Origin of the sequence: Klebsiella sp. Ech2A (assembly GCF_030078455.1) — a bacterium.
In the GTDB taxonomy this organism is placed as follows: Bacteria; Pseudomonadota; Gammaproteobacteria; order Enterobacterales; family Enterobacteriaceae; genus Klebsiella; species Klebsiella terrigena.
In genome coordinates this window covers 1-14,599 of record NZ_JAQGFU010000011.1, presented here as the reverse complement: position 1 = coordinate 14,599, position 14,599 = coordinate 1, and the positions used below count along the sequence as shown (strand labels likewise).

General features: G+C 58.4%; 17 protein-coding genes. 8 read left to right on the top strand and 9 right to left on the bottom strand.

Annotation, left to right across the window (positions count from 1 at the left end; translation table 11 throughout):
* Positions 1–45: 45 nt before the first annotated feature.
* Entirely contained in the window at positions 46–765 is a 720-nt protein-coding gene (dcuR, locus tag PFH44_RS04510; RefSeq protein WP_283824420.1) for a two-component system response regulator DcuR, read from the top strand.
* Between the two features lie 51 nt (positions 766–816).
* Here dcuR and lpxM read toward each other — a convergent pair whose 3' ends face one another.
* The 3 genes from lpxM to znuA all read right to left on the bottom strand — a co-directional run bounded on the left by lpxM (position 817) and on the right by znuA (position 4,199).
* The gene (gene lpxM, locus PFH44_RS04505) at positions 817–1,791 is read right to left on the bottom strand and encodes a lauroyl-Kdo(2)-lipid IV(A) myristoyltransferase (protein WP_283824419.1); all 975 of its coding nucleotides are present in this window, start codon (positions 1,789–1,791) and stop codon (positions 817–819) included.
* Positions 1,792–1,919: 128 nt separating this feature from the next.
* On the bottom strand, positions 1,920–3,239 hold the full coding sequence (mepM, locus tag PFH44_RS04500; protein WP_045859222.1) for a murein DD-endopeptidase MepM: 1,320 nt from the start codon (positions 3,237–3,239) through the stop codon (positions 1,920–1,922).
* Between the two features lie 15 nt (positions 3,240–3,254).
* Positions 3,255–4,199 carry a zinc ABC transporter substrate-binding protein ZnuA gene (gene znuA, locus PFH44_RS04495; RefSeq protein ID WP_045859224.1) on the bottom strand — a complete coding sequence of 315 codons (945 nt, stop codon included), beginning with the start codon at positions 4,197–4,199 and terminating at the stop codon, positions 3,255–3,257.
* Positions 4,200–4,277: 78 nt separating this feature from the next.
* Here znuA and znuC point away from each other — a divergent pair, with 78 nt between their 5' ends.
* Both znuC and znuB read left to right on the top strand, forming a co-directional pair.
* Positions 4,278–5,030: a zinc ABC transporter ATP-binding protein ZnuC gene (znuC, locus tag PFH44_RS04490; protein WP_041146236.1), complete on the top strand. Its 753-nt coding sequence runs from the start codon at positions 4,278–4,280 to the stop codon at positions 5,028–5,030.
* Entirely contained in the window at positions 5,030–5,815 is a 786-nt protein-coding gene (znuB, locus tag PFH44_RS04485) for a zinc ABC transporter permease subunit ZnuB (protein ID WP_045859226.1), read from the top strand. The genes znuC and znuB overlap by 1 nt, the downstream gene beginning before the upstream one ends.
* Positions 5,816–5,870: 55 nt before the next feature.
* On the opposite strand, the gene ruvB is transcribed toward znuB, so the two are convergent.
* The 6 genes from ruvB to aspS form a co-directional block, all read right to left on the bottom strand.
* Complete coding sequence (gene ruvB / locus PFH44_RS04480; RefSeq protein WP_045859228.1) at positions 5,871–6,881, bottom strand: Holliday junction branch migration DNA helicase RuvB; 1,011 nt, start codon at positions 6,879–6,881, stop codon at positions 5,871–5,873.
* Between the two features lie 8 nt (positions 6,882–6,889).
* Positions 6,890–7,501 carry a Holliday junction branch migration protein RuvA gene (gene ruvA, locus PFH44_RS04475; RefSeq protein ID WP_045859229.1) on the bottom strand — a complete coding sequence of 204 codons (612 nt, stop codon included), beginning with the start codon at positions 7,499–7,501 and terminating at the stop codon, positions 6,890–6,892.
* Between the two features lie 80 nt (positions 7,502–7,581).
* The gene (ruvC, locus tag PFH44_RS04470) at positions 7,582–8,103 is read right to left on the bottom strand and encodes a crossover junction endodeoxyribonuclease RuvC (RefSeq protein ID WP_041146240.1); all 522 of its coding nucleotides are present in this window, start codon (positions 8,101–8,103) and stop codon (positions 7,582–7,584) included.
* A 154-nt stretch (positions 8,104–8,257) separates the two neighbouring features.
* Positions 8,258–8,998: a YebC/PmpR family DNA-binding transcriptional regulator gene (locus PFH44_RS04465; RefSeq protein ID WP_045859232.1), complete on the bottom strand. Its 741-nt coding sequence runs from the start codon at positions 8,996–8,998 to the stop codon at positions 8,258–8,260.
* 61 nt (positions 8,999–9,059) lie between these two features.
* The gene (gene nudB / locus PFH44_RS04460) at positions 9,060–9,503 is read right to left on the bottom strand and encodes a dihydroneopterin triphosphate diphosphatase (protein WP_045859234.1); all 444 of its coding nucleotides are present in this window, start codon (positions 9,501–9,503) and stop codon (positions 9,060–9,062) included.
* A gap of 1 nt (position 9,504) precedes the next feature.
* A complete protein-coding gene (aspS, locus tag PFH44_RS04455) occupies positions 9,505–11,292 on the bottom strand; it encodes an aspartate--tRNA ligase (protein WP_283824418.1) in 1,788 nt (595 codons plus the stop codon).
* A gap of 265 nt (positions 11,293–11,557) precedes the next feature.
* On the opposite strand from aspS, the gene PFH44_RS04450 reads away from it, so the two are divergent.
* The 5 genes from PFH44_RS04450 to PFH44_RS04430 all read left to right on the top strand — a co-directional run.
* On the top strand, positions 11,558–12,124 hold the full coding sequence (locus PFH44_RS04450; RefSeq protein ID WP_041146244.1) for a hydrolase: 567 nt from the start codon (positions 11,558–11,560) through the stop codon (positions 12,122–12,124).
* The gene (locus tag PFH44_RS04445; protein WP_283824417.1) at positions 12,121–12,939 is read left to right on the top strand and encodes a DUF72 domain-containing protein; all 819 of its coding nucleotides are present in this window, start codon (positions 12,121–12,123) and stop codon (positions 12,937–12,939) included. The genes PFH44_RS04450 and PFH44_RS04445 overlap by 4 nt, the downstream gene beginning before the upstream one ends.
* Before the next feature lie 53 nt (positions 12,940–12,992).
* Positions 12,993–13,388, top strand: coding sequence for an MAPEG family protein (locus tag PFH44_RS04440; RefSeq protein WP_045859239.1), 396 nt, complete (start codon positions 12,993–12,995; stop codon positions 13,386–13,388).
* 39 nt (positions 13,389–13,427) lie between these two features.
* Positions 13,428–14,171 carry a carboxy-S-adenosyl-L-methionine synthase CmoA gene (gene cmoA / locus PFH44_RS04435; protein ID WP_045859241.1) on the top strand — a complete coding sequence of 248 codons (744 nt, stop codon included), beginning with the start codon at positions 13,428–13,430 and terminating at the stop codon, positions 14,169–14,171.
* On the top strand, positions 14,168–14,599 hold a 432-nt coding region (locus PFH44_RS04430; protein ID WP_283824416.1), incomplete at its 3' end, for a DUF1698 domain-containing protein. The genes cmoA and PFH44_RS04430, both read left to right, overlap by 4 nt.

The window sequence follows — 14,599 nt, the reverse complement described above, 5'->3', positions numbered from 1 at the left end:
GATATCCGGGAGGCAGATAGCCTCCCGGCCTTAAGAGAGGCCTGCGTGATAAATGTCCTTATTATCGATGACGATCCGATGGTCGCTGAGCTAAACCGCCTGTTTCTCAGCCGGCTTAACGGCTTTTGCTGCTGCGGCATCGCCCCGACCCTCGGCGAAGCGCAGCGCATCATCAGCGAACGTCCGCAGGGCATTGACCTGATCCTGCTCGATGTTTACATGCATAAGGAAAACGGTCTGGACCTGCTGCCGGCGCTGCGCCGGTCGGCGCACGATATTGACGTCATCATGATCACCTCCGCCGCCGACGCGTTCACCGTGCAGAGCGCAATGCGCTACGGGGTGGTGGATTACCTCATCAAGCCCTTCCAGTTCTCCCGCTTTGAAGAGGCGCTGATCGCCTGGAGCCACAAGCGTAGCCAGCGCCACGCCGTGCCCTGTTACCAGCAGTCGGACATTGACGACCTGCTCAATCACGCTTCGCGGCAGCGCGCGGAGAGCCGTCGCCTGCCAAAAGGGTTGACCGCCGAAACGCTGCGCACGGTGTGCCGCTGGATAGGCGCTCATCCTGAAGCCGAATTTTCAACCAACGAGCTGGCGGCGCAGCTGGATATTTCCCGGGTATCCTGCCGCAAGTATCTGATCTGGCTGGCGCAGATCGATATTCTGCACACCAGCAACCACTACGGCGCCACGGGGAGGCCGGAGTACCGCTATCGGCTGATTGTGGAGCATGACTCACTGCTTAAACAATTTAGCCACTGACGCGTCGGCGTACAGTGGCTAAATAATCGTTACCTTGAGCGACAGGCGGCGCTATTTCTTCTTCGGAAAGAGCTCTTTGCGCTTATAGGGTTCGATTTCGCCGGGTTTGCGGGTTTTCAGCAGCTTGAGGATCCAGGTGTACTGCTCGCTATGCGGCTTGACGAAAATTTCTACCTCTTCGTTCATCCGCCGGGCAATCGTATTGTCATCGGCCTCCAGCAGGTCGTCCATCGGCGGGCGTACCAGCACCGTCAGACGATGGGTTTCGCCATCATAGACCGGGAACAGCGGAACCACCCGCGCCCGACAGACCTTCATCAGGCGGCCGATCGCCGGCAGCGTGGCTTTGTAGGTGGCAAAGAAATCCACGAACTCGCTGTGCTCGGCGCCGTGATCCTGATCGGGCAGATAGTAGCCCCAGTAGCCCTGACGTACCGACTGGATAAACGGCTTGATGCCGTCATTGCGCGCGTGCATGCGCCCGCCAAAGCGGCGGCGGACGGTATTCCACACGTAATCAAATACCGGATTGCCCTGATTATGGAACATCGCCGCCATTTTTTGTCCGCCGGACGCCATCAGCATCGCCGGGATATCCACGCCCCAGGCGTGCGGCACCAGGAAGATCACCTTTTCGTTATTGCGCTGCATCTCGTCGATGATCTCTTTTCCCTGCCAGTCGACGCGGGAAAGAATGCGCTGCGGATCGCGCAGGCCCAGCTCTGCCATCATGACCATCGCCTGAGGCGCAGAGGCGTACATCTCATCAATAATCGCTTCGCGCTCCTGCTCGCTCTTTTCCGGGAAACAGTACAGCAGGTTTATCTGCGCGCGGCGGCGCGAACTTTTGGCCAGCCTGCCGACAAAGCGCCCCAGCTTGCCGAGAATCGGATCGCGGAACGACGGGGGCGTCAGCGCAATCCCCGCAAAAGCAATAACGCCCAGCCACGCGCCCCAGTAGCGCGGGAGTAAAAAGGATTTCTCAAATTTTGGAATAAACTCAATATTATTTTTTTTCGTTTCCATGCCCGATCCGCAAAAATGGTGCTGAATAAAGATAAGGAGATACTTAAGGCTATAGTTTAGCGACACGTTGGGGAAGGTACAAAAGAAAAAGCCGGCGCGCGCTGGCACCGGCTTTTAATAACAGCGCGTTAGTCGAATCGCAGCTGCGGCATCACTTCTTTCACCTGCGCCAGATAATCCGTGCGGTCGGAACCGCTCAGCCCTTCCGTACGCGGCAGCTTCGCCGTCAGCGGGTTTACCGCCTGCTGGTTAATCCATACTTCATAATGCAGATGTGGCCCGGTAGAGCGGCCGGTGTTGCCCGACAGCGCAATGCGGTCACCGCGCTTCACCTTCTGCCCGGGTTTCACCAGCAGCTTACGCAGGTGCATATAGCGGGTGGTGTAGGTACGGCCGTGGCGCACAGCGACATAGTACCCCGCCGCGCCGCTGCGTTTGGCCACCACCACCTCGCCGTCACCGACGGAAAGTACCGGGGTGCCCTGCGGCATCGCGAAGTCTACGCCGCGGTGTGGCGCGACGCGTCCGGTCACCGGATTGAGGCGGCGCGGGTTAAAGTTTGACGACACGCGGAACTGGCGCGCGGTTGGGAAGCGCATAAAGCCCTTCGCCAGGCCGGTACCGTTGCGATCGTAGAACTTGCCGTCTTCGGCACGGATGGCGTAGTAATCCTTGCCGTCGGAACGTAAACGCACGCCCAGCAGCTGGCTCTGCTCCCGCTTGCCGTTAAGCATTTCGCGCGACATCAGCACCGAGAACTCGTCGCCCTTTTTCAGCTTGCGGAAGTCCATCTGCCACTGCATGGCTTTAATAACCGCGCTGACTTCGGTACTGGTGAGGCCCGCGCTACGCGCGCTGGAGACGAAGCTGGCGCCAACGGTACCTTTCAGCACGTTGTTGACCCAGTCCCCTTCCTGCAGCTCGCTGCTCATCTTGAAGCCGTTACCCACGCGATTATAGGTGCGGGTTTCGCGACGGGACATTTCCCAGGTCAGGCTTTGCAGATCGCCATCCGCCGTCAGGGTCCATGAGAGCTGCTGGCCAATCTTGAGGTTGCGCAGCTCTTTATCAGCGGTCGATAAAAGGGAGATATCGCCCATTTCGATACCGTACTGATTGAGGATGCTGCTGAGCGTATCGCCGGTTGATACGACGTACTCATGGCCGCCTGAATCGCCGTCGGCCTTATCGTCCAGCTCGTCCTGAGGTATAGCTTCTTCCTCCTGCGCGGCCTGATCGATAGGTTCAGAGGCTTCCGGCAGCAGGGAACGGATTTCGCTTTTTTCCAGCTCAATCGTTCTGACAATAGGGGCTGATTCGTGGTGGTAGATGTACGGTCGCCAGACGGCGACCGCTAAGGTTAGAACGCTCAACGACCCCAGCATTACGCGGTGAGGTCGTGGCAAATTGTTAAATGCCTGAGTGACAGCGCGGGCTATCTGTTGCACGTATTCACTTCCTCGTTAATCTCCTTTCAGGCAGCTCGAATACTGGTTCGCCAGCTGATTCAGGAACTGCGGGTAACTATCTTTACCCAGCTTAATTCCTGTACCCAGCGGATCGAGGGTTCCCATGCGCACGGAGGTACCTCTGGCAACAGCTTCTATAACGGCTGGCCTGAACTGTGGCTCAGCAAAAACGCAGGTCGCTTTTTGCTCAACCAGCTGTGTTCTGATTTCGTGTAAACGCTGCGCACCAGGCTGAATTTCAGGGTTGACGGTGAAATGACCAAGCGATGTCAGACCGTAGTGTTTTTCAAAGTAGCCGTAGGCGTCATGAAAAACGAAATACCCTTTTCCTTGCAGCGGTGCCAGCTCGTGGCTCACCTGTTTATCGGTCGAGGCTAATTTTGCCTCAAACTCCTTCAGGTTAGCGTCAAGTTTGGCTCGACTCTGCGGCATAAGTTCCAATAATTTATCGTGGATTGCAACCGCCGAAAGCCGTGCTATCTCTGGGGATAACCACAGATGCATGTTGTATTCGCCGTGATGGTGATCGTCGTCACTTTTTCCACCTGCAGCGTGATCGTGGCCGTCGTGGTCATCGTCATCATCCGCGCCTTTCATGAGCAGCGGTTTCACGCCGTCAAGCTGGGCGATCGTCACCTTTTTGTTTGGCGCAATGCTTTGCGTTGACTTATCCATAAAGGCTTCCATCTCAGGGCCAATCCACACCACTAAGTCTGCGTTCTGTAAGCGTTTTGCATCTGAAGGGCGCAGAGAATAGTCGTGCTCGGAGGCGCCATCTGGCAGCAGTACCTGGGTGTCGGTGACCCCGTCAGCGATAGCGGAAGCGATAAAGCCAAGAGGTTTCAGTGAGGCAACCACGGCGGCATTCGCCGCGGAGGTCTGGGTGAACAAAAAAACGGCGCTAAGTCCAGCGCAAAGAAGCGTATTTTTATGTAACATAATGCGTCTAATCGTCGTAATGAATGAGAAAGATGTGATATTATAACATTCACTAGCTTGTGCAACCCTTAATTTGACATGACAAATCTTGTAACTTTGCAAAACGTCTCGGTGGCCTTCGGCCAGCGGCGCGTGCTGTCTGACATTTCGCTCACGCTTAAGCCAGGCAAAATTTTGACCTTACTCGGCCCGAACGGCGCCGGTAAATCCACGCTTGTACGGGTCGTTCTCGGGCTGGTAGCACCCACTGACGGTGTTATCAAGCGAGAGGGAAAGCTGCGCATTGGCTATGTCCCACAAAAATTACACCTTGATGCCACGATGCCGCTCACCGTCAGCCGCTTTTTGCGCCTGCGTCCGCAGACGCGTAAGCAGGATATACTGCCGGCGCTGAAGCGTGTCCAGGCCGGGCATCTGATCGATGCCCCGATGCAGAAACTCTCCGGAGGCGAAACGCAGCGCGTGCTGCTCGCGCGGGCGCTGTTAAATCAGCCGCAGCTGCTGGTGCTTGATGAGCCGACGCAGGGCGTCGACGTCAACGGCCAGGTAGCGCTGTATGACCTGATTAACCAGCTGCGCCAGGAGCTTAACTGCTCGGTGCTGATGGTCTCCCACGACCTGCACCTGGTGATGGCGAAAACCGATGAAGTGTTGTGCCTGAATCAGCATATCTGCTGCTCCGGCACGCCGGAAGTGGTCTCGATGCACCCGCAGTTTATCTCAATGTTCGGCCAGCGCGGCGCGGAACAGTTGGGTATTTATCGTCACCATCATAATCACCGCCACGACCTGCAGGGGCGGATTGTACTGCGTCGGGGAAATGACCGCTGATGATTGAACTACTGTTACCCGGCTGGCTGGCCGGGGTGATGCTCGCCTGCGCCGCCGGCCCGCTGGGCTCGTTTGTCGTCTGGCGCCGGATGTCCTATTTTGGCGATACCCTCGCCCACGCCTCGCTGCTCGGCGTCGCTTTTGGCCTGCTGCTCAACGTCAACCCCTTCTACGCCGTTATCGCCATCACGCTGCTGCTGGCGGGCGGGCTGGTATGGCTGGAGAAGCGCCCTCACCTCGCCATCGATACGCTGCTGGGGATTATGGCCCACAGCGCGCTGTCGCTGGGGCTGGTGGTGGTCAGCCTGATGTCGAACGTCCGCGTAGACCTGATGGCCTACCTGTTTGGCGATCTGCTGGCGGTGACGCCGGAGGACCTGATCTCCATCGCCATTGGCGTGGCGATCGTGCTGACCATTTTGCTTTGGCAGTGGCGCAACCTGCTGTCAATGACGATCAGTCCCGACCTGGCGTTCGTTGACGGCGTGAAGCTGCAGCGGGTGAAGCTGCTGCTGATGCTGGTCACCGCCCTGACTATCGGCGTGGCGATGAAGTTTGTCGGGGCGCTGATCATCACCTCGCTGCTGATCATCCCCGCCGCCACGGCGCGGCGTTTTGCGCGTACGCCGGAGCAGATGGCGGCTATCGCCGTGGGTATCGGGGCGATCGCGGTCACCGGCGGACTGACCTTCTCGGCGTTCTACGACACGCCGGCCGGCCCGTCGGTGGTGCTGTGCGCTGCGGTGCTGTTTATCTTCAGCATGATGAAGAAAACGGCCGCCTGAGTCCTCTTCTTCCGGTAGCGCTGCGCCGGGCAGCGCTACCGGCTGAGGCGCCCGGCTAGGGCATTTCCGGCGGCTTGATGCCGAAGTGGTTCCAGGCACGAACCGTCGCCATGCGTCCCCGCGGCGTTCGCTGCAGGAAGCCCTGCTGGATAAGATAGGGCTCCAGCACGTCTTCAATGGTTTCGCGCTCTTCGCCAATGGCCGCCGCCAGGTTATCCAGGCCGACCGGGCCACCAAAGAATTTATCGATCACCGCCAGCAGCAGCTTGCGGTCCATATAATCAAATCCTTCGGCGTCAACGTTAAGCATATCCAGCGCCTGGGCGGCAATCTCGAGAGAGATGCTGCCGTCGTGACGCACCTCCGCGAAGTCACGCACCCGCCGCAGCAGGCGGTTGGCAATACGCGGGGTGCCCCGCGCGCGACGCGCCACTTCCAGCGCGCCCTCTTCGCTCATATCCAGCCCCATAAAGCGGGCGCTTCGGCTCACAATGTGCTGCAGATCGGCAATCTGATAAAACTCCAGCCGCTGGACGATACCGAAGCGGTCGCGCAGCGGCGAGGTTAACGAACCGGCCCGCGTAGTCGCGCCAATCAGGGTGAACGGCGGCAGATCGATTTTTATCGAGCGCGCCGCGGGCCCTTCCCCAATCATGATATCCAGCTGATAGTCCTCCATCGCCGGATAGAGCACCTCTTCCACCACCGGCGAAAGGCGGTGAATCTCATCGATAAACAGCACGTCGTGGGGTTCGAGGTTGGTCAGCATCGCCGCCAGGTCACCGGCTTTCTCCAGCACCGGTCCGGAGGTGGTGCGCAGGTTGACGCCCATCTCATTGGCGACGATGTTGGCCAGCGTCGTTTTCCCCAGCCCCGGCGGGCCAAAGATCAGCAGATGGTCGAGCGCGTCTCCGCGCAGCCTGGCCGCCTGGATAAAGATCTCCATTTGCGAGCGCACCTGCGGCTGGCCCACGTACTCTGCCAGTAGTTTAGGGCGGATTGCGCGATCGACCGTCTCTTCAAACCCGGTGCTGTCTGCCGATACCAGCCTGTCTGCTTCAATCATCCCTTACCTCACAACGCGGCGCGCAGCGCTTCGCGGATTAGCGTTTCACTGTTGGCATCCGGACGGGCGATTTTACTCACCATTCGGCTGGCCTCCTGAGGTTTATAGCCCAGCGCCACCAGGGCGGCAACCGCTTCCTGTTCGGCGTCGTCATCGGACGGGCCGGCCGGCGAGGTCAGCACCAGATCCGCCGCCGGAGTAAACAGGTCGCCGTGCAGCCCTTTGAAACGATCTTTCATTTCAACGATCAGGCGATCGGCGGTTTTCTTGCCAATTCCTGGCAGCTTAACCAGCGCCGCGGCCTCTTCGCGCTCGACGGCGTTAACAAACTGCTGCGCCGACATGCCGGAAAGGATCGCCAGCGCCAGCTTCGGCCCTACGCCGTTGGTCTTAACCAGCTCGCGAAACAGCGTACGCTCCTGTTTGTTATTAAAACCAAACAGCAGCTGCGCGTCTTCGCGAACCACAAAATGGGTAAATACGACCGCCTCTTTGCCCACGTCAGGCAGCTCGTAAAAGCAGGTCATAGGCATATGCACTTCATAGCCAACGCCTCCCGTTTCCAGTAATACCAGCGGGGGTTGTTTTTCGAGAACGATGCCTCTGAGTCTGCCTATCACATGCTGCTCCTGCGTTAAGGGCTAAAGTATCTGCCGGTATCATAAAAAAAGGCTGGATAAATATCCAGCCTGATTTGACGTTATCGCAAGCGTCCGCGCGCCAGGTTTAGCCGACTATCGCCTATCTGCGTCGCGTTTTGACTCACGTGGCAGTGGGTAATCGCAATGGCCAACGCATCCGCCGCATCCGCCTGCGGGTTAGCCGCCAGCTTCAGCAGGGTGCGCACCATATGCTGCACCTGGCTTTTTTCCGCGCTGCCGATGCCGACCACGGTTTGCTTGACCTGCCTCGCGGCGTACTCAAAGACCGGAAGATCCTGATTGGTCGCCGCGACGATAGCCACCCCGCGCGCCTGCCCCAGCTTCAGCGCCGAGTCGGCGTTTTTCGCCATAAACACCTGTTCAATCGCGAAATAATCCGGCTGAAACTGGGTGATAATTTCCGTCACGCCCGCGTAAATCAGCTTCAGGCGCGACGGCAGATCGTCCACCTTAGTGCGGATGCATCCGCTGCCAAGATAGCTTAACTGCCGCCCGACCTGGCGGATAACGCCATAGCCGGTAATGCGCGAACCCGGGTCAATACCGAGAATAATAGCCATCACGCATCTCCGGTAATAACTAAGCCCTGAGACCCTAAATATTTCAGTTCACAGCCAGCCGGCCAGGCGGCGCATCCCCGGGAACGTAGATGCACTACGTAACCAGGGTAAGCGAGGAGAGCCAACGCCGCTGTGGGCTGAAAGATGACGGGAATCACAGCGTTGCGGCGACCTCATCAGAGATCTCGCCGTTATGATAAACTTCCTGCACGTCGTCGCAATCTTCCAGCATATCGATCAGACGCAGCAGCTTCGGCGCGGTCTCCGCATCCATATCGGCTTTCGTCGACGGGATCATTGAGACTTCGGCCGCGTCGGCTTTCAGGCCAGCCGCTTCCAGCGCGTCGCGTACGGCGCCCATATCTTCCCAGGCGGTGTAGACGTCAATCGCGCCGTCGTCGTAGGTCACAACGTCTTCCGCACCCGCTTCCAGAGCCGCTTCCATAATCACGTCTTCGTCGCCAGCTTCGAAGGAGATCACCCCTTTTTTGCTGAACAGATAGGCCACCGAGCCGTCGGTGCCGAGGTTACCGCCGGTTTTGGTGAAGGCGTGACGCACTTCGGCAACGGTACGGTTGCGGTTGTCGCTCAGGCACTCAACCATCACCGCCGTGCCGCCCGGGCCGTAGCCTTCATAAATGATGGTTTCCATGTTCGCGTCATCATCGCCGCCTACGCCACGGGCGATAGCGCGGTTCAGGGTATCGCGGGTCATGTTGTTGGACAGCGCTTTATCAATTGCTGCGCGCAGACGCGGGTTAGAAGCCGCATCGCCGCCGCCTAAACGCGCGGCAGTGACCAGCTCGCGAATGATTTTAGTGAAGATCTTACCGCGTTTGGCATCCTGTGCCGCTTTGCGGTGCTTGGTGTTGGCCCACTTACTATGACCTGCCATAAAAAACTCTCCAAAAATGCCGTTTTCCCGAAGCCTTCTGACCAGCAGGAGGCGGGGAATATTAGTTGGCGTTAATTACAAATTCTTCAATCGCCTGCCGGTTACTCCACGACTTGGTCAACGCGGCGGCTTCCGTCGCGGCGACCCAGCGGTAATCCAGATGTTCGGTAAACACAATCTGGCGTTCATGAGGGAGCGCAAGGCGGAACCAAAATTCCGTATTGCGCTCAACGCCCGGCGCATAGCGATGACGTAAATGAGAAAAAATCTCGAACTCCACCGTACGCTGACAGTCAATTAAGGCCAGATGCTCATCGGCAACATCTATTGCGACCTCTTCCTTTACTTCGCGCGCGGCGGCTTGCAGCGCGGTTTCTCCCGCTTCCAGGCTGCCGGTTACCGACTGCCAGAAAGCGGAATCATCGCGCCGCTGCAGCATCAGCACCCGCTTTGTATCTTCGGCATAAATCACCACCAGAACAGAAACGGGGAGCTTGAATGACATCTTACTTATTCTCCGCAGACTCTTTTGTCTCTTTCGCCACAACCTGAATACCTAATTCACCCAGCGAGGTCGGATTGGCGAAGCTCGGTGCTTCGGTCATCAGACAGGCGGCGGCGGTTGTTTTCGGGAAAGCGATGACGTCGCGAATGTTATCGGTGCCGGTCAGCAGCATCGTCAGACGGTCAAGGCCGAATGCGAGGCCCGCATGCGGCGGCGTACCGTATTTCAACGCATCCAGCAGGAAGCCAAACTTCTCACGCTGCTCCTGCTCGTTGATCCCGAGGATGCCGAACACGGTCTGCTGCATTTCACCGCTGTGAATACGCACCGAGCCGCCGCCGACTTCGTAACCGTTAATGACCATATCGTAGGCGTTGGCAATCGCCGTTTCCGGCGCGGCTTTCAGCTCGTCCGCGGTCATATCGCGCGGAGAGGTGAACGGGTGGTGCATCGCGGTCAGGCCGCCTTCGCCGTCGTCTTCAAACATCGGGAAGTCGATAACCCACAGCGGCGCCCATTTGTCTTCGTCGGTGAGGCTAAGGTCTTTACCCAGCTTCAGGCGCAGCGCGCCCAGGGCATCGGCAACCACTTTCTTATTATCGGCGCCGAAGAAAATCATATCGCCGTCCTGGGCAGCGGTGCGCTCGAGAATGGCTTCGACGATTTCCGCGTTGAGGAATTTAGCCACCGGGCTGTTGATGCCTTCGAGGCCTTTTGCGCGCTCGTTGACCTTCATATACGCCAGGCCTTTGGCGCCGTAAATCTGCACGAACTTGCCGTATTCATCGATCTGCTTACGGGTCAGCGCCGCGCCGCCCGGCACGCGCAGTGCGGCAACGCGACCTTTGGCATCATTTGCCGGGCCGGAGAAGACGGCAAATTCAACCGCTTTCACCAGGTCAGCAATATCCACCAGCTCCAGCGGGTTGCGCAGGTCCGGCTTATCGGAACCGTAGCGACGTTCGGCCTCGGCAAAGGTCATGATCGGGAACTCGCCCAGATCCACGCCCTTCACGTTCAGCCACAGCTCGTGAACCAGCGCTTCCATCACTTCGCGCACCTGCGGTGCGGTCATGAAGGAGGTTTCCACGTCGATCTGGGTGAATTCCGGCTGGCGGTCGGCGCGCAGGTCTTCATCACGGAAGCATTTCACGATCTGATAGTAGCGGTCGAAGCCGGACATCATCAGCAGCTGTTTGAAGAGCTGAGGAGACTGCGGCAGCGCGTAGAATTTGCCTTTATGCACGCGGCTCGGAACCAGATAGTCGCGCGCGCCTTCCGGCGTGGCCTTGGTCAGCATCGGGGTTTCGATATCGAGGAAACCGTGATCGTCCATAAAACGACGGACCAGGCTGGTGATTTTTGCCCGCGTTTTCAGACGCTGGGCCATTTCCGGACGACGCAGATCCAGATAGCGGTATTTCAGTCGCGCTTCTTCGGTGTTGACGTGGTTAGAATCCAGCGGCAGCGCTTCTGAGCGGTTAATGATGGTCAGATCGGAAGCCAGCACTTCGATGGCGCCGGTAGCCATATCGCCGTTGACGTTTTTTTCGTCACGCGCACGCACGGTGCCCGTCACCTGGATACAGAACTCATTACGCAGTTCGGAGGCCAGCTTTAATGCATCCGCACGTTCCGGATCGAAAAACACCTGTACGATGCCTTCGCGGTCACGCATATCAATGAAGATAAGGCTACCAAGATCACGACGACGGTTGACCCAACCACACAGAGTCACCTGCTGCCCCACGTGGGACAGACGCAGCTGCCCGCAATATTCTGTACGCATGAGATATCCCTTAACTTAGCCACTGGCGGATTGTTGCCTGCCCTGCAGGCCACGAAGTTGCGGCTTTAGCTGAATGTCACAACTGAATGAAAAAAGGCGGCTATTATACTGGAAATTCTGCCGCACGATAAGCCCGACGCAGTTTGTCCGTTGCTTTGCTGCGCGCTTATTGGCTACGCTCACAAAAATTAACAAAATTTGTTACCCTGGAGCGCGAATGGCAACGGTATTGTAACGGCCAAACTACAGAAGATACGGGGATACTATGCCAGAACTCAATGCGAAAAAAACGGCGCTTGTGGTCATCGACCTGCAGGAAGGCATTTTGCCGTTCGCCGGCGGCCCGCACCGCGCCGATGAGGTGGTCGCTCGCGCCGCTCGTCTGGCGGAGAAATGTCGTCAGCAGGGCTCGCCGGTGATCATGGTCCGCGTCGGCTGGTCTGCCGACTTTGGCGAAGCGCTAAAACAGCCGGTTGATGCGCAAACGGGGGCGCATGCGCTGCCGGATAACTGGTGGACCTGGCCGCTTGCGCTGGGCAAACAGGATAGCGATATCGAGGTCACCAAGCGCCAGTGGGGCGCCTTTTACGGCACCGATCTCGAGCTGCAGCTGCGCCGCCGCGGCATCGACACCATTATTCTGTGCGGTATCTCAACCAATATCGGCGTTGAATCCACCGCGCGCAACGCCTGGGAGCTGGGCTTCAATCTGCTGATCGCCGAGGACGCCTGCAGCGCGGCCTCCGCCGAGCAGCATCAGGGCAGCATGACGAACATCTTCCCGCGCATTGCCCGCGTGCGCAGCACTGAGGACATTCTCGCCGCGCTATGATCTATATTGGGCTCCCGCAATGGTCGCATCCGAAATGGGTGCGCCTTGGCATAACCAGTCTGGAACAGTACGCTCGCCACTTTAACTGCGTAGAGGGGAATACGACCCTCTACGCGTTGCCTAAAGCCGAGATAGTGGCCCGCTGGTTCGAGCAAACCCACGACGACTTTCGCTTCTGCTTTAAGTTTCCGGCCACCATTTCGCATCAGGCGGCGCTGCGCAACTGCGGCGATTTAAGCCGCGAGTTTTTTACCCGGCTCGCGCCGCTTGAGACGCGTATCGGCCAGTACTGGCTGCAGCTGCCTGCGACCTTCGGGCCGCGAGACCTCCCCGCCCTGTGGCAGTTTCTCGACGGGCTGCCCGCCGGCTTCACCTACGGCGTCGAGGTACGGCATCCGGCCTTTTTTGCCAAGGGCGACGACGAGCAGCAGCTCAACCGCGGGCTGCACCAGCGCGCCGTTAACCGGGTGATCCTCGATAGCCGTCCGGTGCACAGCGTTACCGCCCGCAGCCCGGCCGCGCTCGACGCGCAGCGTAAAAAGCCGAAGCTTCCGGTCCATGCGGTGGTCACCGCGCATCATCCGCTGGTGCGCTTCATCGGCAGCGACGATATGGCGCAGAACCACGAGCTGTTTCGCATCTGGCTGCAGACGCTGCCGAAGTGGAGCCAATCGACCACGCCCTACCTGTTCCTGCATACGCCGGATATCGCCCACGCGCCGGCGCTGGTCGACACCCTGTGGGCCGATTTACGCGCGGTGCTGCCCGACGTCGGCCCGGCACCGTCAATTCCTCAGCAGACCTCTCTTTTCTGATATCCTGCTATGATAGTCGGAGCCATCTGACACAGTGAAAGGGAGTTTTTTGTATGGTCAGCGCGCTGTATGCCGTCCTGGGTGCGTTATTGTTAATCAAGTTTTCTTTTGACGTCGTACGCCTGCGCACGCAGTATCACGTCGGATACGGCGACGGCGGCTTTAGCGAGCTACAGGTTGCTATCCGCGTGCACGGCAATGCGGTTGAGTACCTGCCGATCGGGCTTATCCTGCTGCTGTTTGTCGAGATGGACGGCGCGCAGAACTGGATGGTGCACCTTTGCGGTATCCTGCTTATCGCCGGCCGGCTGATGCACTCTTACGGTTTCCATCACCGGCTCTACAGCTGGCGTCGTTCCGGCATGAGCGCCACCTGGTGCGCGCTGGTGCTGATGGTGCTCGCGAACCTGTGGTATATGCCCTGGGAGTTGGTTTTCTCCTTACATTAGCGCACAATACGCCGTTTTCGTTTTTTCGGGTTTAACCTTATGTCTCACCGCGATACCCTTTTTTCCGCGCCGATCGCCAGCCTCGGCGACTGGACCTTTGATGAACGGGTTGCTGAAGTCTTCCCGGATATGATCCAGCGCTCCGTTCCTGGCTACTCCAACATTATTTCGATGATTGGCATGCTGGCCGAGCGCTTTGTGCAGCCTGATACCCAGGTCTACGATCTCGGCTGCTCCCTTGGCGCAGCCACGCTCTCGATACGGCGTAATATTTCCCACGCCGGCTGCCGGATTGTGGCCGTGGATAACTCCCCGGCGATGGTTGAGCGCTGCCGTCGCCATATCGACGCCTACAAGGCGCCGACGCCGGTTGAGGTGGTGGAAGGCGATATTCGCCACGTCACCATCGAAAACGCCTCAATGGTGGTGCTCAATTTCACCATTCAGTTCCTTGAGCCCGACGAACGCCAGGCGATTCTGGATAAGGTCTATCAGGGGCTGAATCCGGGCGGCGCGCTGGTGCTGTCGGAAAAATTCAGCTTTGAAGATGCCAACGTCGGCGAACTGCTGTTTAACATGCATCACGACTTTAAGCGCGCCAACGGCTACAGCGAGCTGGAAATCAGCCAAAAGCGCAGCATGCTGGAAAACGTTATGCTCACCGACTCGGTAGAAACCCATAAAGCGCGGCTGCGCAAGGCCGGATTCGAACACGCCGAACTGTGGTTCCAGTGCTTTAACTTTGGCTCGCTGGTGGCGGTGAAGTCCGGGGAAACGGCATGATCGATTTCAGCAATTTTTATCAGCGTATCGCCAAAGGTCCGCTATCCCACTGGCTGGAGACGCTTCCCGCCCAGGTTGCCGCCTGGCAGCGCGAGGCCCTGCACGGTAAGTACCGTGAATGGGAGCGGGCCGTTGAGTTTCTCCCTGAGCTTTCGCCCTATCGTCTCGACCTGCTGCACAGCGTGACCGCGGAAAGCGAAGTTCCGCTGAGCGAAGGCCATCGGCTGCGAATTGAAAACCTGCTGCGCAACCTGATGCCGTGGCGCAAAGGCCCGTGGTCGCTGTATGGCGTGGATATCGACACCGAATGGCGCTCTGACTGGAAGTGGGATCGCGTTCTGCCGCATCTTTCCGATTTGACCGGCCGAACGATCCTCGACGTCGGCTGCGGCAGCGGCTATCACATGTGGCGGATGATCGGCGCCGGC

What these genes read in the sequence shown, in the direction of transcription:
- znuA (WP_045859224.1), bottom strand. Translation starts at nt 4,199, where the DNA reads ATGTTACATAAAAATACGCTTCTTTGCGCTGGACTTAGCGCCGTTTTT.
- PFH44_RS04450 (WP_041146244.1), top strand. Translation starts at nt 11,558, where the DNA reads ATGCCAGAACTCAATGCGAAAAAAACGGCGCTTGTGGTCATCGACCTG.
- ruvB (WP_045859228.1), bottom strand. Translation starts at nt 6,881, where the DNA reads ATGATTGAAGCAGACAGGCTGGTATCGGCAGACAGCACCGGGTTTGAA.
- cmoA (WP_045859241.1), top strand. Translation starts at nt 13,428, where the DNA reads ATGTCTCACCGCGATACCCTTTTTTCCGCGCCGATCGCCAGCCTCGGC.
- PFH44_RS04445 (WP_283824417.1), top strand. Translation starts at nt 12,121, where the DNA reads ATGATCTATATTGGGCTCCCGCAATGGTCGCATCCGAAATGGGTGCGC.
- PFH44_RS04465 (WP_045859232.1), bottom strand. Translation starts at nt 8,998, where the DNA reads ATGGCAGGTCATAGTAAGTGGGCCAACACCAAGCACCGCAAAGCGGCA.
- PFH44_RS04440 (WP_045859239.1), top strand. Translation starts at nt 12,993, where the DNA reads ATGGTCAGCGCGCTGTATGCCGTCCTGGGTGCGTTATTGTTAATCAAG.
- ruvC (WP_041146240.1), bottom strand. Translation starts at nt 8,103, where the DNA reads ATGGCTATTATTCTCGGTATTGACCCGGGTTCGCGCATTACCGGCTAT.
- aspS (WP_283824418.1), bottom strand. Translation starts at nt 11,292, where the DNA reads ATGCGTACAGAATATTGCGGGCAGCTGCGTCTGTCCCACGTGGGGCAG.
- nudB (WP_045859234.1), bottom strand. Translation starts at nt 9,503, where the DNA reads ATGTCATTCAAGCTCCCCGTTTCTGTTCTGGTGGTGATTTATGCCGAA.
- znuB (WP_045859226.1), top strand. Translation starts at nt 5,030, where the DNA reads ATGATTGAACTACTGTTACCCGGCTGGCTGGCCGGGGTGATGCTCGCC.
- znuC (WP_041146236.1), top strand. Translation starts at nt 4,278, where the DNA reads ATGACAAATCTTGTAACTTTGCAAAACGTCTCGGTGGCCTTCGGCCAG.
- lpxM (WP_283824419.1), bottom strand. Translation starts at nt 1,791, where the DNA reads ATGGAAACGAAAAAAAATAATATTGAGTTTATTCCAAAATTTGAGAAA.